The following is an 18,269-nucleotide window of genomic DNA, read 5'->3' on the forward strand; positions in this document are numbered from 1 at the left end:
ACTGGTCCTACCAGTATCACCAGGAGCCATGGGCATGAGGCGCATGCTAGAAAGTCCCTGAGCTTCTATAGTGAGTAACGACAGCCAACTGGTCCTACCAGTGCAACGGGAGCTTCCATGCAGAAACAGCGGGTGGCCGACCAGGTCGCAGAGCGTATCGAGCGGCTGATCGTCGACGGCGTGCTCAAGGTCGGCCAGGCACTGCCGTCCGAGCGGCGCCTGGTGGCCAAGCTCGGCTGCTCGCGCTCGGCCCTGCGCGAGGGCCTGCGGGCGCTGCGCGGGCGCGGCATCATCGATACCGAGCATGGCCGTGGGTCGTTCGTCGCCGATCTCGACCGCAACGCCGACGCCAGCCCGCTGATGCACCTGTTCGGCTCCCAGCCGCGCACCCTCTACGACCTGCTCGAAGTCCGCGCCCTGCTGGAGGGCGAGGCGGCCCGCCTGGCAGCGCTACGCGGCACCGAGGCAGACTTCGTCCTGCTCGCCCGGCGCTACGAAGAAATGCTCGCCAGCCATCAGGAAACCCAGCCGATCGATCCCCGCGAGCACGCCCGCCGCGACCACGCGTTCCACCGGGCGATCAGCGAGGCATCGCACAATCCGGTGCTGGTGCATACCCTGCAATCGCTCAACGAACTGCTGCTGAGCACGGTGTTCGCCTCAGTGAACAACCTCTATCACCGGCCGCCGCAGAAACGCCAGATCGACCGCCAGCACGCGCGCCTCTACGCGGCCCTCCGCGAGCGCCAGCCGGACCAGGCGCAACGGGCGGCGCGTGAACATATCCACAGCATCCGCGACAACCTGCGGGAGATCGAGCAGGAAGAACAGCGCCTGGTCCGCGCCACCCTGCGCCTGAACGGCTGGGGGTGACGCGCCACCGCGTCGCAGACCGGCCGCCGACCGAACGTGCTACCCTCGCCGCCTTCTGCCGCCGTCTCGTAGTCCCGTCATGCCCAGCAATGCGCTCTGGCTTCGCGCCGACCAACTGTCCAGCGTCTCCCCCACCGTCCTCGACTGGCTGTTCGACGAAGGGTCGCTGACCCGGCGCCTGACCGCCCTCGCCGACGGCGCGTTCCGCGTCGAACCCCTGCTGGAAGGCTGGCAGACCCTGCGCGACGACGAATGCCAGGGGCTCGACGTCCCTCCCGGCAGTAGCGGCTGGGTCCGCGAGGTCTACCTGCATGGCCACGACCGTCCCTGGGTGTTCGCCCGCAGCGTGGCGGCGCGCAGCGCCCTGGAAGGCTCGGGCTTCGACCTGGCGCTGCTCGGCACCCGCTCGCTGGGCGAGTTGCTGTTCAGCGACAGCGCCTTCGAGCGCGGGCCCATCGAAGTCTGCCGCTATCCGGCGGCCGGTCTGCCCGCCGAGGTCCGCGCCGAGGGTCTCTGGGGCCGTCGCTCACGGTTTTCCCGCGGCGCGCTCGGGGTGCTGGTGGCGGAGGTGTTCCTACCGCGCCTGTGGGACCAGGCGGGAATCGCCGACGTATAATCCCCCGGTCGACTCCGGAGGTCCCCATGTTCGTCACCCTGATCAAGCCGCTGGCCCGCCTGCACCCCCGCGCCTGGGACTTCGTCCAACTGGTGCGGCTGGACCGGCCGATCGGCATCTACCTGCTGCTCTGGCCGACCCTCTGGTCGCTGTGGATCGCCGCGGACGGCGTGCCGGAGCTGAAGAACCTGCTGATCTTCGTCCTCGGCGTCATCCTGATGCGCGCCGCCGGCTGCGTGATCAACGATTTCGCCGACCGCAATTTCGACGGCCATGTCGCACGCACCAAGGCGCGCCCGCTGGCCACCGGCAAGATCAGCGTGCGCGAGGCCTGGATCACCTTCGCCGTCCTGGTCGCGCTGAGCTTCGGCCTGGTCCTGCTGACCAACGCAACGACCGTCTGGCTGTCGTTCGGCGCGGTAGCCGTGGCCTCGCTCTACCCCTTCATGAAGCGCTACACCTACTATCCGCAGGTGGTGCTGGGCGCCGCCTATTCCTGGGGCATCCTGATGGCCTTCACCGCCGAGCGCGGTGAACTGCCGGCCAGCGCCTGGCTGCTGTTCCTGGCCAACGTGCTGTGGACGGTCGCCTATGACTCCTACTACGCGATGACCGACCGCGAGGACGACCTGAAGATCGGCATCAAGTCCACCGCAATCCTCTTCGGCGATGCCGACCGCCTGATCATCGGCAGCCTGCAGGGCCTGACCTTGCTCCTGCTGGCGCTGGCCGGCAACCGCTTCGAACTGGGCCTGTGCTTCTACCTCGGCCTGGCGGTGGCGGCGGCCTGCTTCGTCTGGGAAGCCTGGTCGACCCGCGACCGCGACCCGCAGGCCTGCTTCCGCGCCTTCCTGCACAACCACTGGGCTGGCCTGGCGATCTTCCTCGGCACGGTCGCCGACTACGCGCTGCGTTGAGCGGCGCGCAGGCCGGCGACCGTCTAGTCCATGTCCGGCTGGGCGACGTGCCAGGCGCCCATCTTGCCGTCACCGTTCTTGTCGCCAGGCTTCTTGTCCTGGATGAAGGTATAAAGGGGCTTGCCGTAGTAGGCCCACTGCTGGGTGCCGTCCTCGCGAGCGACCAGGCTCCAGTCGCCGCTGGCCTGCGCTCCCTGGGCCGCTGCCAGCGGCGGCCAGTTCTTCGCGCACTGCCCGGAACAGGCGGATTGCCCTTCGCTGTCCTTGTCGTAGGTATAGAGCGTCATGCCCTTGCCATCGACCAGCACGCCGTCCTTCTCGGTGGCCGGCGCCACCGTTTCCTGGGCCAGCGCGGCGAACGCCGGCAGGGCCAGCGCCAGACCCAGCGCCAGGTGGATTCTGTTCATCGCGTCTCTCTCCTGTGTCTTCAGGTGGAGCGTTCGCCGCCCGCAGGGACGGCACCGGAACCTGTTGAGCATAGCCCCGCCGCGGGCAGTCGGCGGAAACTACGCCGTTGTGTCACATACCTGACACAATTTCGTTATCTAATGCGGCGCAAGACAGATCGACCCGAGGCAAGACCATGGTTGGCAAGACAATCCTCATCGTTGATGACGAAGCACCGATTCGCGAGATGATCGCCGTGGCCCTGGAGATGGCCGGCTACGAGTGCCTGGAGGCGGAAAATACCCAGCAGGCGCACGCGGTGATCGTCGACCGCAAGCCGGACCTGATCCTGCTCGACTGGATGCTCCCCGGCACTTCCGGCATCGAACTGGCGCGACGCCTGAAGCGTGACGAACTGACCGTCGACATCCCGATCATCATGCTCACCGCCAAGGGCGAGGAGGACAACAAGATCCAGGGCCTGGAGGTCGGCGCCGACGACTACATCACCAAGCCGTTCTCGCCCCGCGAGCTGGTCGCCCGCCTGAAGGCCGTACTGCGCCGCACCGGGCCTGGCGACAGCGAGGCGCCGATCGAGGTTGGCGGCCTGCTGCTGGACCCGATCAGCCACCGCGTGACCATCGACGGCAAGCCGGCCGAGATGGGCCCCACCGAGTACCGCCTGCTGCAGTTCTTCATGACTCACCAGGAACGCGCCTATACCCGCGGCCAACTGCTGGACCAGGTCTGGGGCGGCAACGTCTATGTCGAGGAGCGCACCGTCGACGTGCATATCCGCCGCCTGCGCAAGGCGCTCGGCGAGGTCTACGAAAATCTGGTTCAGACTGTCCGCGGGACCGGCTATCGTTTCTCCACCAAGAGCTGACCCCGCGCCCGGCCGCCCGGCGGCCGGAGTCGTTTCCCCTGGACGGTCCGTGACGGACCGCCACTGGACAGGATGCAATCCGTCGTGAACCAAGACTGGCGTGGAGCGCTGATCCGCCACCTGCTTCTCGTGCTGGCCGCCAGCCTCGTGCTCGGCGTGGTCAGCGGCCATTACGGCTGGGCCCTGGCCCTCGGCCTGGCTCTCTACCTCGGCTGGACCCTCTGGCAGCTACTGCGCCTGCACCAGTGGCTGCGCAACCACCAGCCAGACGAGCCACCGCCGGACAGCTACGGCCTCTGGGGCGAAGTCTTCGACAATATCTACCACCTGCAACGCCGCAACCAGCGCGCCCGTGGCCGCCTGCAGGCGGTGATCGACCGGATCCAGGAGTCCACCGCGGCGCTGCGTGACGCGGTGATCATGCTCGACAGCGACGGCAATCTGGAATGGTGGAACCTCGCCGCGGAAAACCTGCTCGGCCTGAAGACCCCGCAGGACGGTGGCCAGCCGGTGAGCAACCTGATCCGCCATCCGCGCTTCAAGGAATACTTCGACCAGGAGGATTACCGCGAGCCGCTGGAAATCCCCTCGCCGATCAACGAGCGCCTGCGCCTGCAGTTCCACATCACCCTCTACGGCAACCGCGAGCACCTGATGCTGGTCCGCGACGTCACCCGCGTCCACCAGCTGGAGCAGATGCGCAAGGACTTCGTGGCCAACGTCTCCCACGAGCTGCGCACGCCGCTGACGGTGATCGCCGGCTACCTGGAGACCCTCCTCGACAACGTCGAGGATGTGAACCCGCGCTGGCTGCGCGCCCTGCAACAGATGCAGCAGCAGGCCGGACGCATGCAGAACCTGCTCAACGACCTGCTCCTGCTGGCCAAGCTGGAGGCCACCGAATACCCCGGCGACAACAAGCCGGTGGCGGTGGACGCTCTCCTCGCCAGCATCCGCAACGACGCCCAGGCCCTGTCCGCCGGGCGCAACCACCGCATCAGCCTGGACGCCACACCCGCGGTGCAGCTCAAGGGCAGCGAGGCGGAACTGCGCAGCGCCTTCTCCAACCTGGTATTCAACGCGGTGAAGTACACCCCCGACGAGGGCGAGATCCGCATCCGCTGGTGGGCCGACGAACAGGGCGCGCACCTGTCGGTGCAGGACACCGGTATCGGCGTCGATCCCAAGCACCTGCCGCGCCTGACCGAGCGCTTCTACCGGGTGGACTCCAGCCGCGCCTCCAACACCGGCGGCACCGGCCTCGGCCTGGCCATCGTCAAGCACGTGCTGATCCGCCACCGCGCGCGCCTGGAAATCAGCAGCGTGCCCGGCAAGGGCAGCACCTTCACCTGCCATTTCGCCCCGGCGCAGGTCGCCGAGGCCGAGCGCAAGGCGTCGAAGTGAGCCTCGTCGCGGTGCCGCGCCGCCGGCGTCGGCACGGCCAAGGCTTGCAAGCGACGACACAGCCCCTCATTCTTAAGGGCCTTTTGGCTACCGCACACCCCCATGGACCCTTCTCCTAGTACCAGCATCGCCACCTATTTCGCCGATGCCGGCCTGATCCTCTTTGCGCTTTTCCTCGTCCTGCTCAACGGCTTCTTCGTCGCCGCCGAGTTCGCCATGGTCAAGCTCCGCGCCACCCGAGTGGAAACCATCGCCAAGCAGCACGGCTGGCGCGGCGCCATCCTGCGCAAGGTACACAACCAGTTGGACGCCTACCTGTCCGCCTGCCAGCTGGGCATCACCCTGGCCTCCCTGGGCCTGGGCTGGGTCGGTGAGCCGGCCTTCGCCGAACTCCTGGAACCGCTGCTGGCGATGATCGGCGTGCACTCCGACGAACTGATCCGCGGTATCTCCTTCTTCACCGCGTTCTTCATCATTTCCTACCTGCACATCGTGGTCGGCGAGCTGGCGCCCAAGTCCTGGGCGATCCGCAAGCCGGAACTGCTGTCGCTGTGGACGGCGGTGCCGCTGTACCTCTTCTACTGGCTGATGTACCCGGCGATCTGGCTGCTCAACGCCAGCGCCAACGCCATCCTCAAGATCGCCGGCCAGGGCGAGCCCGGCCCGCACCACGAGCATCACTACAGCCGCGACGAACTGAAGCTGATTCTCCACTCCAGCCGCGCCCAGGACCCCAGCGACCAGGGCATGCGCGTGCTGGCCTCGGCGGTGGAGCTGGGCGAGCTGGAGGTGGTCGACTGGGCCAACTCCCGCGAAGACCTGGTCTACCTCGAGCACGATGCGCCGCTGGCGGACATCCTCGCGGTGATCCGCCGCCACAAGTACAGCCGCTACCCGGTCTGGGACAGCTACAAGGGCGAGTTCATCGGCCTGCTGCACATCAAGGACCTGCTGCTGGCACTGTCCGCCCTGGACAGCCTGCCGGAGACCTTCGACCTCGACGAACTGGTGCGCCCGCTGGAGATCGTCACCAAGCACACCCCGCTGTCGCGCCTGCTGGAGCAGTTCCGCAAGGGCGGCGCGCACTTCGCCGTGGTGGAAGAGGCCGATCACAAGGTGGTCGGCTTCCTGACCATGGAGGACGTGCTGGAAGTGCTGGTCGGCGACATCCAGGACGAACACCGCAAGACCGAGCGCGGCATCCTCGCCTACCAGCCGGGCAAGCTGCTGGTGCGCGGCGACACACCGCTGTTCAAGCTCGAGCGCCTGCTCGGCATCGACCTCGATCATGTCGAGGCGGACACTCTCGCCGGGCTGGTCTACGACACCCTGAAGCGGGTGCCGGAGGAAGAGGAAGTCCTCGACACCGAGGGCCTGCGGATCATCGTGAAGAAGATGCGCGGTCCGAAGATCGTCCTGGCCAAGGTGGTCAAGCTCGACTGAGACGAGCCGGCGCCGCCACGGCGCCGGCGACTTTTCAAGGCTCGCGGACGATGGCGAAGTTCGGCAGGCTGTCGACCGGCTGGGCGAAGTCGTAGGGAATCGACTCCAGCGCCAGGCCGACGTTGCGCTGGATCACGAAGTGCAGGTGCGGCCCGCTGCTGTTGCCGGTGTTGCCGGAGCGCGCCAGCGGCGTGCCGACCTGGACCCGCTGGCCCTCGGCGACCAGCACCGAATGGCGCATCAGGTGCAGGTAGACGCCCATGGTGCCGTCGTCGTGCAGGATGCGGACGAAGTTGCCCGAGGGATTGTTGCCGCGCCCACTCTGGTTGTTCTCGATCTTCACCACGGTGCCGCCGCGGGCGGCGATGATCGGCGTGCCCTCGGGCATGGCGATGTCCATCGCGTAGCGGCCCTTGGGGGTGAAGTGGCTGTACTTGCCATTGGCGCCCTGGGACAGGCGGAACGGCCCGCCGCGCCAGGGCAGCGGATAGCGATAGAGCAGCGGCTGCTGGCGCGGGTCGCCGAGCGCGTAGCGCAGCTTCGGCGTGTAGCTCATCGGCTTGCCGGCCTTGCGCGGCGCCAGGGTCGCCAGGCGCACCTGGCTGCGCGCCGGGACCACCCAGCGAATCGGCCCGTCGGGCACCCCGACGGCATTGCGCGGGTTGCGGATCCGCAACTCGACCTCGACCGGCGCGTAGAGGTCGTTGCGCACCTGCAGGGTCTCGCCACCCGCGTGCTTCTTCGTCTCCAGCTTCACTTCCCGTTCCAGGTGCTCGACCATCCGGTCGCGGAAGACGAACACCTGCGCCCCGGCCACGGCGCGGTCGGAGTAGGTCACCACGCCATTGGCGTCGGTGTACTTGTAGATGGTCAGGGCCGCAGCCGGAGCTGCCGCGGCGAACAGGCCACAGAGAAGGAGAAGGCGCCCTAGCATGACTGCACGGATCGTGTCGTTCTGGTTATCCCGAATCGGCAAGACTAGCAGCGCTTTATTGCCAGGGCGAGACGACAGCGAGCGGGCTGTGAACGGATCGTCGGGAAAAAAACCGCTCAGGCGCCGGGAACGTAGTGCTTCTGGGTACTTCCCCGGGCGATCAGGCGCGACAGGTAGTCGAGCTTCTGCGGGTCGCGGTCGACGAAACGCAGGGTCAACAGCAGCCAATCGCTATCCGGCTTCGGCTCCAGCGCGGCGATGGCGTGCAGGTAGCCGTTCAGGCGCGCCACGTCGCTGTTTTCCTCGAGGTCCAGCACCGCGCTTTCCAGCACCTGCGGCAGCGGGTCGGCGCGCTTCACCACCAGTTGCGCTTCCTTCAGGCTGACCGCCTTGATCACGCAGGGCATGCTGCTCTGCGGCAGGCGCAATTGCGCCTGGCCCAGCGGGTTGCCGCTGCCGGCGGGACGCGCGCTGGCCTGGGGAGCCGAAGCCGGCTTCGGCGCGGGGGCCGGTTTTGCCGGACTGGCGGCGGGCTTGATCACCTCGGCGCGACCGCCGGTCAGAGCGGCCAGCGAATCGTTGGCCATGCCGCTGGCGATCTCCCGACGCGGCGCGTGGGCCGCCAGGGCTTCCAGCTTGCCGCTGCGGCTCAGGGCCTTCTTGATCTTGGCCACCAGCTGGTCATTGGAGAATGGCTTGCCGATGTAGTCCGACACCCCGGCCTGGATCGCCTGAACCACGTTCTCCTTGTCGCCGCGACTGGTGACCATGATGAACGGGGTAGTCTTGAGGTTTTCCTGGGCACGGCACCAGGTCAGCAGTTCGAGGCCGGACATCTCCGGCATCTCCCAGTCGCAGAGGATCAGGTCGACGTTCTGCCGACTGAGCAGTTGCTGGGCCTTGCGGCCGTTCACGGCCTCCTCGATATGAAGGCCGGGGAAGTTGTCGCGCAACCCTTTCTTCATCAGATCTCGGATGAAGGGGGCGTCATCCACCACTAGCGCGCTGACTTTGCTCATCGACTTCTCCTGGACAGGTTCGCCTAGGATAGCCTCCCCTGCTGGCAGGATGCCAAGCCTTGCTGCAGTCGCGCGAAGAAACAAGGCTCCAGGTCAAGGGAGCCTTGCCTGCGGAAGATCACTCGCCGCGGTTGTTCTCGACCTCTTCCTTCATGCGGGTCAGGCCGATGTGACGAACGTCGGTGCCGCGAACCAGGTAGATCACCAGCTCGGCGATGTTGCGCGCATGGTCGCCGATACGCTCCAGCGAGCGCAGGGCCCAGATGATGTTGAGCACGCGGGATATCGCCCGCGGGTCTTCCATCATGTAGGTGACCAGCTCGCGCAGGGCGGTCTTGTATTCGCGATCGACGGTCTTGTCGTACTGCGCCACGGACAGCGCCAGGTCGGCATCGAAGCGGGCGAAGGCGTCCAGTGCCTCCTGCACCATCCTCTGCACCTGGCTGCCGATGTGCCGAACCTCGACGTAGCCGCGCGGCGACTCGCCTTCCTCGCACAGCTGGATGGCGCGGCGGGCGACCTTGGAGGCCTCGTCGCCGATCCGCTCGAGGTCGATCACCGACTTCGAGATGCTGATGATCAGGCGCAGGTCGGAGGCCGCCGGCTGACGCCGGGCGAGGATACGCACGCACTCCTCGTCGATGTTGCGCTCCATCTGGTTGATCTGGTCGTCGATCTCGCGGACCTGCTGGGCGAGGCCGGAGTCGGCGTCGATCAGCGCGTTGACCGCGTCGTTGACCTGCTTTTCCACCAGCCCGCCCATGGCCAGGAGGTGGCTGCGCACATCCTCCAGCTCGGCGTTGAACTGCTGGGAGATGTGATGGGTGAGACTGTCTTTGTTGATCATGTGGGGAATCCTTCTGGAGCCGCTGCGACCGGTGACATCAACGAGCTACGGAGAGCGCCGGAGGCAGCGGTATCGCCGCGCCTCCGGACGCGCCGCTAGCCGTAGCGGCCGGTGATGTAGTCTTCGGTCTGCTTCTTCGCCGGGTTGGTGAACAGCGTATCGGTGTCGCCGAACTCGATCAGCTTGCCCATGTACATGAACGCCGTATAGTCGGAAACCCGCGCGGCCTGCTGCATGTTGTGGGTAACGATGACGATGGTGAACTTCGACTTCAACTCGTAGATCAGCTCTTCGATCTTCAGCGTGGAGATCGGGTCCAGCGCCGAGCACGGCTCGTCGAGCAGCAGCACTTCCGGTTCCACCGCGATGGTCCGGGCGATCACCAGGCGCTGCTGCTGGCCACCGGACAGGCCGAGGGCGGACTCGTGCAGGCGATCCTTCACCTCCTCCCACAGCGCAGCCCCCTTCAGCGCCCACTCGACGGCCTCGTCAAGTACGCGCTTCTTGTTGATGCCCTGGATACGCAGGCCGTAGACCACGTTCTCGTAGATGCTCTTGGGGAACGGGTTGGGCTTCTGGAACACCATGCCGACGCGACGGCGCAGCTCGGCGACGTCGACGCCCTTGGCGAAGATGTTGTGACCATCGAGGCGGATCTCACCTTCGACGCGGCAGCCATCCACCAGATCGTTCATCCGGTTGAAGCAGCGCAGCAGGGTCGACTTGCCGCAGCCGGACGGGCCGATGAAGGCGGTCACGCGCTGCTTCGGAATGTTCATCCGGACGTCAAACAGGGCCTGCTTGGCGCCGTAGAACAGGTTCAGCCCGGGCACTTCCAGTTCGACGCTTTCGGAAGCCAGGTCGAGGCTCTGGCGGTCGCGGCCGAGCGCATCGAAGTTGATGCCGTGGCTGGCGGTCTCGTTTTGCATGGGAAGCTCCCTCAATCAGTTTTCCAGGGCCTTGTACTTCTCGCGCAGGCGATTGCGGATCGCGATGGCGGAGAAGTTCAGCAGGGCGATCACCACGACCAGCAGCAACGCCGTAGCGTATACCAGCGGCCGTGCGGCCTCGACGTTGGGGCTCTGGAAACCGACGTCGTAGATATGGAAACCGAGGTGCATGATCTTCTGGTCGAGATGCACGTACGGATAGTTACCGTCGACCGGCAGCGACGGTGCCAGCTTCACCACGCCGACCAGCATCAGCGGCGCCACTTCGCCGGCGGCACGAGCCACGGCGAGGATCAGGCCGGTCATCATCGCCGGGCTGGCCATCGGCAGGACGATCTTCCACAGCGTTTCCGCCTTGGTCGCGCCGAGCGCCAGGGAGCCTTCGCGGACCGCGCGCGGAATCCGCGCCAGGCCTTCCTCGGTGGCGACGATCACCACCGGCACGGCGAGGATCGCCAGGGTCAGCGAGGCCCAGAACAGTCCGGGGGTACCGAAGGTCGGCGCCGGCAGGGCCTCGGGGAAGAACAGCCGGTCGATGGAACCGCCCAGCACGTAGACGAAGAAGCCCAGGCCGAACACGCCGTAGACGATCGCCGGTACGCCGGCGAGGTTGTTCACGGCGATGCGGATCACCCGGGTCAGCGGCCCCTGCTTGGCGTACTCGCGCAGGTAGACCGCAGCGATCACGCCGAACGGGGTGACGATCAGCGCCATCACCAGGGTCATCATCACGGTGCCGAAGATCGCCGGGAAGATACCGCCCTCGGTATTGGCCTCGCGCGGATCGTCGCTGAGGAACTCCCAGAGCTTCTTGAAGTACACCGTCATCTTGGTGCCCAGGCCCATGGCGTTGGGCTGGTAGGCATGCACCAGCTTGCCAAGGGTGATTTCGCTCTCGCGGCCGCTGGCGTCGCGCATTACCACGCTGTCGCGGTTGAACTCCTGGTGCAGGCCGTTGAGCTGCTCTTCCAGGACCTTGTAGCGCGCCTGCAACTCGCTGCGCTCGGCGGCCAGGTCGGCCTGGGCGGCGGCGTCCAGCTTGCCGTCCAACTGCAACTTGCGCTCTTTCAGGCGCAGGCGCTCGAGACCGTGGTTGATCCCGCCGATGTCGCCCTTCTCCAGCTTGTAGAGCTTGGCGTAGAGGTCATCCACCCGCTGCATGCGCTTCTGCAGTTCGCCTACCGCGGCGTCGCCTTCGGCGACCACCTGGCCGTTCTCCTTGACGCTCAGCAGGTAGCCGTAGAAGTTGCCCCACTCGCGGCGTTCGAGAACCATCAGCGCTTCGGGACGCTTGATGTCCTGCAGCCACTCGCCGACGACCCAGGAGAAATCGCTGCCGTAAAGCTCGCGGTTGCCCAGCTTGAGCAGCTCGCGGGTCATGAATTCGGGGCCGGCCTCCGGGACCGGCATGCCGGCGCTGCGCAGGCGCGCGCGCGGCACTTCCTCGGCCTGGACCACCTCGCCGATCACGGTCTTGGCGGCTTCGCCAGGGATCTGGTAAGTCGCCTCGATGACGTTCGCCGGCCAGAAGTGGCCGAGGCCGCGTACCGCGATCACCGCCAGCAGGCCGATGGTCATGATCACCGCGATCGACACCGCGCCGGCGTTCATCCACACCCAGGGCGAGCCGCTGCCGAACCAGGCTTTGACGGTTTCCTGTTTCTGTTTCACAGAGCTATACCTCCGCCGCTTACAACGACGCGTATTTCTTGCGCAGACGCTGACGGATCAGCTCTGCCAGGGTGTTCATCACGAAGGTGAACGTCAGCAGTACCAGCGCCGAGAGGAACAGCACGCGGTAGTGGCTGCCGCCGACCTCCGACTCGGGCATCTCCACCGCGACGTTGGCCGCCAGGGTGCGCATGCCTTCGAAGATGTTCAGTTCCATCACCGGGGTATTGCCGGTCGCCATCAGCACGATCATGGTCTCGCCGACGGCGCGGCCCATGCCGATCATCAGCGCCGAGAAGATGCCTGGGCTGGCGGTCAGGATCACCACGCGGGTCAGCGTCTGCCAGGGCGTGGCGCCCAGGGCCAGGGAGCCGTAGGTAAGGCTGCGCGGCACGCTGAAGATGGCGTCCTCGGCGATCGAGAAGATATTCGGGATCACCGCGAAGCCCATTGCCAGCCCGACGATCAGGGCATTGCGCTGGTCGTAGGTGATGCCCAGGTCGTGGCTCAGCCAGAGGCGCATGTCGCCGCCGAAGAAGGTGGTCTCCAGGTGCGGGCTCAGCCACAGGGCGAAGGCGCCGACGGCGAGCACCACCGGGATCAGCAGCGCGGCTTCCCAGCCGGCCGGCAGGCTCAGGCGGATACGCTCGGGCAGGCGGCTCCAGAGCAGGCCGGCGAGAAGGATGCCCAGCGGCGTCAGCAACAGCAGGCTGAACACCCCTGGCAGGTGGCCTTCGACGTAGGGCGCCAGGAACAGGCCGGCGAAGAAGCCGAGGATCACCGTCGGCAGCGCCTCCATCAGCTCGATCACCGGCTTGACCTTGCGGCGCATCGCCGGAGCCATGAAATAGGCGGTGTAGACGGCGGCCGCGATGGCCAGCGGAGCTGCCAGGATCATCGCGTAGAAGGCGGCCTTGAGCGTGCCGAAGGTCAGCGGCGAGAGGCTCAGCTTCGGTTCGAAGTCGGTGGTCGCGGCGGTGGACTGCCAGACGTAGGCCGGCTTGTCGTAGCTCTCGTACCAGACCTTGCCCCAGAGCGCGCTCCAGGAGATTTCCGGGTGCGGGTTGCTCAGGGCGAAGCGGTGGATCTTGCCACCCTGCTCCAGCAGCAGGCGGTTGGCCCGCGGCGACAGGGTGATGACCCCGGAAGAGTCGGCGACCGGCTGGACCAGCAGGGTACGGTGCGCCGTGCTGTGGAAGACGCCGAGGTTGCCCTTCTCGTCCAGGGCGATGAAGCCCTTGCGCCGTTGTTCCGGAGCGATGGCGCTGATCGGCGCGCCATCCAGGTTGAAGTCGCGAACGTGCGACAGGCGCGGTTCGCCGTCGGTATCGCGAGCCATGAACCACTGGGCGATGCCACCCTTGGAATCGCCCACCAGCAGCGAGATGCCGCCCAACAGCTGGGTGCTCGCGGTGACCTCGGCGTTGGGGTCTTCCAGCAGCTTGTAGCGACCGTTCAACTGGCGGCTGTGCAGGTCGAACACATCGGCGGTGGCACGTCCGTTGATCACGTACAGCCACTGCTTGCGCGGGTCGAGGTAGATGGCTTTCACCGGTTCGGCGATCTGCGGGAGTTCGATGCGCTCCTCGTCCAGCGTGCTTTCGCCGGTCAGCATGTTCTCTTCGCGAGTCATGCTCAACAGCAGCAGTTGCTTGTCGACGGAGCCAGCCAGCAGCAGGCTGTCGTCGCCGGCATTGATGCTCACATGCTCCAGCGGGCGGCCCTGCGGATCGAGACCGATCGGGGTCTCGCCGTAGGGGAAGGCGATCTCCGGGGTGATGGTCTTCTTGTTGTCCGGGTAGGTGACCTTGTAGGTGTGCTGGAACACCAGCACCTGTCCGTTGGACAAGCCCAGGGCGACCGTCGGGCTGCCCGGCCGGTCCTGGGCGATCGAGCGGATCTCGCTGCCCGCCGGAAGCGGCAGAGCGACACGCTTCAGTTCGACACCGGTCTTGGCGTTGAAGAAGAGGATCTCGCCCTGGCCGCCAACGCGCATGGCCACCTGGTTCTGCTCCTCGATGCTGAGCAGCAGGGGCACCTGCGCCTGCTGCATCCAGGCCGGAGTCAGCGCTTCGCGGGTCTCCAGGTCGGCGCCGCGGAACAGCGGGAGCACGACGTAGGCCAGGTAGAAGAAGATCAGGGTGATCGCCGCCAGCACGGCCAGGCCGCCGACCAGCACGTACCAGCGGGTCAGGCGGTCCTTGAGGGCACGGATGCGGCGCTTGCGTTGCAGGGCTGGCGTATTGAAGTCAATCCGCTCGGGAGCAAGGGAGGAGTTCATCGGGGAGTTGGCCATGTCGTTCATGGGGTGACACCCTAAAGGCTCTGTATGACAGACAGATGACAGCAACATGACGCAACAAAGCCCGCCAGCAGAGCCTCGCTGGCGGGAAAGGCCGGCGGGTCCTAGCGCCCGCCGGCAGAGCCTTCATGCCTGGACGGCCCATCGCTGGGCCATCCGCTCAAGTCACTGGATTACAGGCCCAGTTCCTTGATCGCCTTCTCGGCCACCTTGGCCGGCAGCGGGATGTAGCCGTCCTTGACCACGACCTGCTGGCCGGTCTTGGACAGAACCAGCTTGAGGAACTGAGCCTCCAGCGGATCCAGCGGCTTGTTCGGCGCCTTGTTCACGTAGACGTAGAGGAAGCGCGACAGCGGGTAGGTGCCGTTCAGGGCGTTCTGCTCGTTGTCCTCGACGAAGGCAGCGCCTTCCTTCTTGGCCAGGGCCACGGTCTTCACGCTGGCGGTCTTGTAGCCGATACCGGAGTAGCCGATGCCGTTCAGCGACTGGCTGACCGACTGCACCACGGAAGCCGAACCCGGCTGCTCGTTGACGTTCGGACGGAAGTCGCCTTTGCACAGGGCTTCTTCCTTGAAGTAGCCGTAGGTGCCGGAAACCGAGTTGCGGCCGAACAGTTGCACCGGCTTCTTCGCCCAGTCGCCGGTCAGGCCCAGGTCGCCCCAGGTCTTCACGTCCTGCTTGCTGCCGCACAGGCGGGTAGCGGAGAAGATCGCATCGACCTGCTGCATGGTCAGGCCTTTGATCGGGTTGTCCTTGTGCACGAAGATCGCCAGGGCGTCGACAGCGACCGGGACGGCGGTCGGCTTATAGCCGTACTTCTGCTCGAAAGCCTGCAGCTCGACGTCCTTCATCTTGCGGCTCATCGGGCCCAGGTTGGCGGTGCCTTCGGTCAGGGCCGGCGGCGCGGTAGAAGAGCCGGCAGCCTGGATCTGGATGTTCACGTTCGGATAGAGGCGCTTGTACTCCTCGGCCCACATGGTCATCAGGTTGGCCAGAGTGTCGGAGCCGACGCTCGACAGGTTGCCCGACACACCGCTGGCTTTCTGATATTCCGGCAGCGCCGGGTCGATCGCGGCTACCGCGGAAGCGGCGCCTACGCCTGCGGCGACGAACGTCAGGGCCGCCATCAAACGCTTGAGTTTCATGCCTTGCTCCTTGGACAGGATGGGGTTGGATGGAACGGGGGCCAGTATCGTCAGGCCGCATGAAGACTCTATGAAAGGAATGTGACAGTTGGATGAAATGCCATCAGCCTTCCGACATTTTTCCGCAAGCCTTGGGAGAAGCCCTGCCACACCCCTGAAAGCCTGGAAACACAAGGGCTCCAGCCTTTCACGGAGGGGACTGGGAGGCCCTCTGGAGCGCGTTTTCGATCCGCCTGGGGGAGGTAGCCGTCCATCCGTTTCATGCAGGATGGGTAGTTTCCAGGGCAATTGTGACAGTCGCCGCCGGCATTCGCAGTCGAGAAAAGAAGCGAGGAAGCACGCCTTTTTCCGCGCGCAAAAGCAAAACCCCTGGTCATCACTGACCAGGGGTTTTGGGATAGGAGCTTGACGATGACCTACTCTCACATGGGGAGACCCCACACTACCATCGGCGATGCGTCGTTTCACTTCTGAGTTCGGGAAGGGATCAGGTGGTTCCAACGCTCTATGATCGTCAAGCAATTCGGTTGGATATCCGTTCGCTTGGGCTTACGTCTATCCGGATTCAGGTATGTGATTTCAAGGTGTTTGCGGTTCATGCGAACTTTCGGTTCGTCGACTTCACCTTACAACACACAATCATCAGATTGTTTGGGTGTTATATGGTCAAGCCTCACGGGCAATTAGTACTGGTTAGCTCAACGCCTCACAACGCTTACACACCCAGCCTATCAACGTCGTAGTCTTCGACGGCCCTTCAGGGGAATCAAGTTCCCAGTGAGATCTCATCTTGAGGCAAGTTTCCCGCTTAGATGCTTTCAGCGGTTATCTTTTCCGAACATAGCTACCCGGCAATGCCACTGGCGTGACAACCGGAACACCAGAGGTTCGTCCACTCCGGTCCTCTCGTACTAGGAGCAGCCCCTCTCAAATCTCAAACGTCCACGGCAGATAGGGACCGAACTGTCTCACGACGTTCTAAACCCAGCTCGCGTACCACTTTAAATGGCGAACAGCCATACCCTTGGGACCGGCTTCAGCCCCAGGATGTGATGAGCCGACATCGAGGTGCCAAACACCGCCGTCGATATGAACTCTTGGGCGGTATCAGCCTGTTATCCCCGGAGTACCTTTTATCCGTTGAGCGATGGCCCTTCCATACAGAACCACCGGATCACTAAGACCTACTTTCGTACCTGCTCGACGTGTCTGTCTCGCAGTCAAGCGCGCTTTTGCCTTTATACTCTGCGACCGATTTCCGACCGGTCTGAGCGCACCTTCGTACTCCTCCGTTACTCTTTAGGAGGAGACCGCCCCAGTCAAACTGCCCACCATACACTGTCCTCGATCCGGATTACGGACCAGAGTTAGAACCTCAAGCATGCCAGGGTGGTATTTCAAGGATGGCTCCACGCGAACTGGCGTCCACGCTTCAAAGCCTCCCACCTATCCTACACAAGCAGGCTCAAAGTCCAGTGCAAAGCTACAGTAAAGGTTCACGGGGTCTTTCCGTCTAGCCGCGGATACACTGCATCTTCACAGCGATTTCAATTTCACTGAGTCTCGGGTGGAGACAGCGCCGCCATCGTTACGCCATTCGTGCAGGTCGGAACTTACCCGACAAGGAATTTCGCTACCTTAGGACCGTTATAGTTACGGCCGCCGTTTACCGGGGCTTCGATCAAGAGCTTCGCTTGCGCTAACCCCATCAATTAACCTTCCGGCACCGGGCAGGCGTCACACCCTATACGTCCACTTTCGTGTTTGCAGAGTGCTGTGTTTTTAATAAACAGTCGCAGCGGCCTGGTATCTTCGACCAGCCAGAGCTTACGGAGTAAATCCTTCACCCTAGCCGGCGCACCTTCTCCCGAAGTTACGGTGCCATTTTGCCTAGTTCCTTCACCCGAGTTCTCTCAAGCGCCTTGGTATTCTCTACCCGACCACCTGTGTCGGTTTGGGGTACGGTTCCTGGTTACCTGAAGCTTAGAAGCTTTTCTTGGAAGCATGGCATCAACCACTTCGTCATCTAAAAGACGACTCGTCATCAGCTCTCGGCCTTGAAACCCCGGATTTACCTAAGATTTCAGCCTACCACCTTAAACTTGGACAACCAACGCCAAGCTGGCCTAGCCTTCTCCGTCCCTCCATCGCAGTAACCAGAAGTACAGGAATATTAACCTGTTTCCCATCGACTACGCTTTTCAGCCTCGCCTTAGGAACCGACTAACCCTGCGTCGATTAACGTTGCGCAGGAACCCTTGGTCTTTCGGCGTGGGTGTTTTTCACACCCATTGTCGTTACTCATGTCAGCATTCGCACTTCTGATACCTCCAGCAAGCTTCTCAACTCACCTTCACAGGCTTACAGAACGCTCCTCTACCGCGTCACTTACGTGACACCCGCAGCTTCGGTGTGTGGTTTGAGCCCCGTTACATCTTCCGCGCAGGCCGACTCGACTAGTGAGCTATTACGCTTTCTTTAAAGGGTGGCTGCTTCTAAGCCAACCTCCTAGCTGTCTAAGCCTTCCCACATCGTTTACCACTTAACCACAACTTTGGGACCTTAGCTGGCGGTCTGGGTTGTTTCCCTTTTCACGACGGACGTTAGCACCCGCCGTGTGTCTCCCATGCTCGGCACTTCTGGGTATTCGGAGTTTGCATCGGTTTGGTAAGTCGGGATGACCCCCTAGCCGAAACAGTGCTCTACCCCCCAGAGTGATACATGAGGCGCTACCTAAATAGCTTTCGAGGAGAACCAGCTATCTCCGAGCTTGATTAGCCTTTCACTCCGATCCACAAGTCATCCCCTACCTTTTCAACGGGAGTGGGTTCGGTCCTCCAGTCAGTGTTACCTAACCTTCAACCTGCTCATGGAT

The 18,269-nt window shown here is 64.2% G+C and carries 14 protein-coding genes and 2 rRNA genes (1 of these 16 cut by a window edge); 6 read left to right on the top strand and 10 right to left on the bottom strand.

Annotated elements, in window-relative coordinates:
• The first annotated feature begins 117 nt into the window (after positions 1–117).
• The 3 genes from glcC to ubiA all read left to right on the top strand — a co-directional run bounded on the left by glcC (position 118) and on the right by ubiA (position 2,406).
• Positions 118–873, top strand: coding sequence for a transcriptional regulator GlcC (gene glcC, locus M6E97_RS23850; RefSeq protein WP_033938977.1), 756 nt, complete (start codon positions 118–120; stop codon positions 871–873).
• Positions 874–952: 79 nt separating this feature from the next.
• Entirely contained in the window at positions 953–1,489 is a 537-nt protein-coding gene (locus tag M6E97_RS23855) for a chorismate lyase (RefSeq protein WP_015503856.1), read from the top strand.
• A gap of 26 nt (positions 1,490–1,515) precedes the next feature.
• Entirely contained in the window at positions 1,516–2,406 is an 891-nt protein-coding gene (ubiA, locus tag M6E97_RS23860) for a 4-hydroxybenzoate octaprenyltransferase (RefSeq protein WP_003096650.1), read from the top strand.
• Between the two features lie 23 nt (positions 2,407–2,429).
• Here ubiA and M6E97_RS23865 read toward each other — a convergent pair whose 3' ends face one another.
• Positions 2,430–2,813, bottom strand: coding sequence for a hypothetical protein (locus M6E97_RS23865; protein WP_003096652.1), 384 nt, complete (start codon positions 2,811–2,813; stop codon positions 2,430–2,432).
• Positions 2,814–2,989: 176 nt separating this feature from the next.
• On the opposite strand from M6E97_RS23865, the gene phoB reads away from it, so the two are divergent.
• The 3 genes from phoB to M6E97_RS23880 all read left to right on the top strand — a co-directional run bounded on the left by phoB (position 2,990) and on the right by M6E97_RS23880 (position 6,526).
• Positions 2,990–3,679: a phosphate regulon transcriptional regulator PhoB gene (phoB, locus tag M6E97_RS23870; protein ID WP_003096653.1), complete on the top strand. Its 690-nt coding sequence runs from the start codon at positions 2,990–2,992 to the stop codon at positions 3,677–3,679.
• A 72-nt stretch (positions 3,680–3,751) separates the two neighbouring features.
• Complete coding sequence (gene phoR / locus M6E97_RS23875) at positions 3,752–5,083, top strand: phosphate regulon sensor histidine kinase PhoR (protein ID WP_003136283.1); 1,332 nt, start codon at positions 3,752–3,754, stop codon at positions 5,081–5,083.
• Positions 5,084–5,185: 102 nt separating this feature from the next.
• Entirely contained in the window at positions 5,186–6,526 is a 1,341-nt protein-coding gene (locus tag M6E97_RS23880; RefSeq protein WP_033938979.1) for a hemolysin family protein, read from the top strand.
• Positions 6,527–6,560: 34 nt separating this feature from the next.
• Here M6E97_RS23880 and M6E97_RS23885 read toward each other — a convergent pair whose 3' ends face one another.
• The 9 genes from M6E97_RS23885 to M6E97_RS23925 all read right to left on the bottom strand — a co-directional run.
• Positions 6,561–7,460: a peptidoglycan DD-metalloendopeptidase family protein gene (locus M6E97_RS23885; RefSeq protein ID WP_003096656.1), complete on the bottom strand. Its 900-nt coding sequence runs from the start codon at positions 7,458–7,460 to the stop codon at positions 6,561–6,563.
• Between the two features lie 116 nt (positions 7,461–7,576).
• Positions 7,577–8,479: a response regulator gene (locus M6E97_RS23890; RefSeq protein WP_003096657.1), complete on the bottom strand. Its 903-nt coding sequence runs from the start codon at positions 8,477–8,479 to the stop codon at positions 7,577–7,579.
• Positions 8,480–8,597: 118 nt separating this feature from the next.
• Entirely contained in the window at positions 8,598–9,326 is a 729-nt protein-coding gene (gene phoU / locus M6E97_RS23895) for a phosphate signaling complex protein PhoU (protein WP_003142030.1), read from the bottom strand.
• A gap of 95 nt (positions 9,327–9,421) precedes the next feature.
• On the bottom strand, positions 9,422–10,255 hold the full coding sequence (gene pstB / locus M6E97_RS23900; RefSeq protein WP_003096663.1) for a phosphate ABC transporter ATP-binding protein PstB: 834 nt from the start codon (positions 10,253–10,255) through the stop codon (positions 9,422–9,424).
• Between the two features lie 15 nt (positions 10,256–10,270).
• Positions 10,271–11,947, bottom strand: a complete 1,677-nt coding sequence (gene pstA / locus M6E97_RS23905; RefSeq protein ID WP_003096667.1) for a phosphate ABC transporter permease PstA — start codon at positions 11,945–11,947, stop codon at positions 10,271–10,273.
• A gap of 19 nt (positions 11,948–11,966) precedes the next feature.
• Positions 11,967–14,000: an ABC transporter permease subunit gene (locus M6E97_RS23910; RefSeq protein WP_079456542.1), complete on the bottom strand. Its 2,034-nt coding sequence runs from the start codon at positions 13,998–14,000 to the stop codon at positions 11,967–11,969.
• Positions 14,001–14,422: 422 nt separating this feature from the next.
• Positions 14,423–15,394: a phosphate ABC transporter substrate-binding protein PstS gene (gene pstS / locus M6E97_RS23915; RefSeq protein WP_003096673.1), complete on the bottom strand. Its 972-nt coding sequence runs from the start codon at positions 15,392–15,394 to the stop codon at positions 14,423–14,425.
• 403 nt (positions 15,395–15,797) lie between these two features.
• Positions 15,798–15,913: ribosomal RNA gene (rrf, locus tag M6E97_RS23920) — 5S ribosomal RNA — on the bottom strand.
• Positions 15,914–16,056: 143 nt separating this feature from the next.
• Positions 16,057–18,269: ribosomal RNA gene (locus M6E97_RS23925) — 23S ribosomal RNA — on the bottom strand (it continues 678 nt past the right edge of the window).

Source organism: Pseudomonas sp. B111, from assembly GCF_026428275.1.
Classification (GTDB): Bacteria; Pseudomonadota; Gammaproteobacteria; order Pseudomonadales; family Pseudomonadaceae; genus Pseudomonas; species Pseudomonas aeruginosa.

Bases quoted from the DNA above. Each gene is read 5' to 3' on its own strand.
- M6E97_RS23865 (WP_003096652.1), bottom strand. From the start codon at position 2,813: ATGAACAGAATCCACCTGGCGCTGGGTCTGGCGCTGGCCCTGCCGGCG.
- M6E97_RS23880 (WP_033938979.1), top strand. From the start codon at position 5,186: ATGGACCCTTCTCCTAGTACCAGCATCGCCACCTATTTCGCCGATGCC.
- pstS (WP_003096673.1), bottom strand. From the start codon at position 15,394: ATGAAACTCAAGCGTTTGATGGCGGCCCTGACGTTCGTCGCCGCAGGC.
- pstB (WP_003096663.1), bottom strand. From the start codon at position 10,255: ATGCAAAACGAGACCGCCAGCCACGGCATCAACTTCGATGCGCTCGGC.
- M6E97_RS23910 (WP_079456542.1), bottom strand. From the start codon at position 14,000: ATGCAGCAGGCGCAGGTGCCCCTGCTGCTCAGCATCGAGGAGCAGAAC.
- phoU (WP_003142030.1), bottom strand. From the start codon at position 9,326: ATGATCAACAAAGACAGTCTCACCCATCACATCTCCCAGCAGTTCAAC.
- M6E97_RS23885 (WP_003096656.1), bottom strand. From the start codon at position 7,460: ATGCTAGGGCGCCTTCTCCTTCTCTGTGGCCTGTTCGCCGCGGCAGCT.
- phoR (WP_003136283.1), top strand. From the start codon at position 3,752: ATGCAATCCGTCGTGAACCAAGACTGGCGTGGAGCGCTGATCCGCCAC.
- M6E97_RS23855 (WP_015503856.1), top strand. From the start codon at position 953: ATGCCCAGCAATGCGCTCTGGCTTCGCGCCGACCAACTGTCCAGCGTC.
- M6E97_RS23890 (WP_003096657.1), bottom strand. From the start codon at position 8,479: ATGAGCAAAGTCAGCGCGCTAGTGGTGGATGACGCCCCCTTCATCCGA.
- glcC (WP_033938977.1), top strand. From the start codon at position 118: ATGCAGAAACAGCGGGTGGCCGACCAGGTCGCAGAGCGTATCGAGCGG.
- phoB (WP_003096653.1), top strand. From the start codon at position 2,990: ATGGTTGGCAAGACAATCCTCATCGTTGATGACGAAGCACCGATTCGC.
- ubiA (WP_003096650.1), top strand. From the start codon at position 1,516: ATGTTCGTCACCCTGATCAAGCCGCTGGCCCGCCTGCACCCCCGCGCC.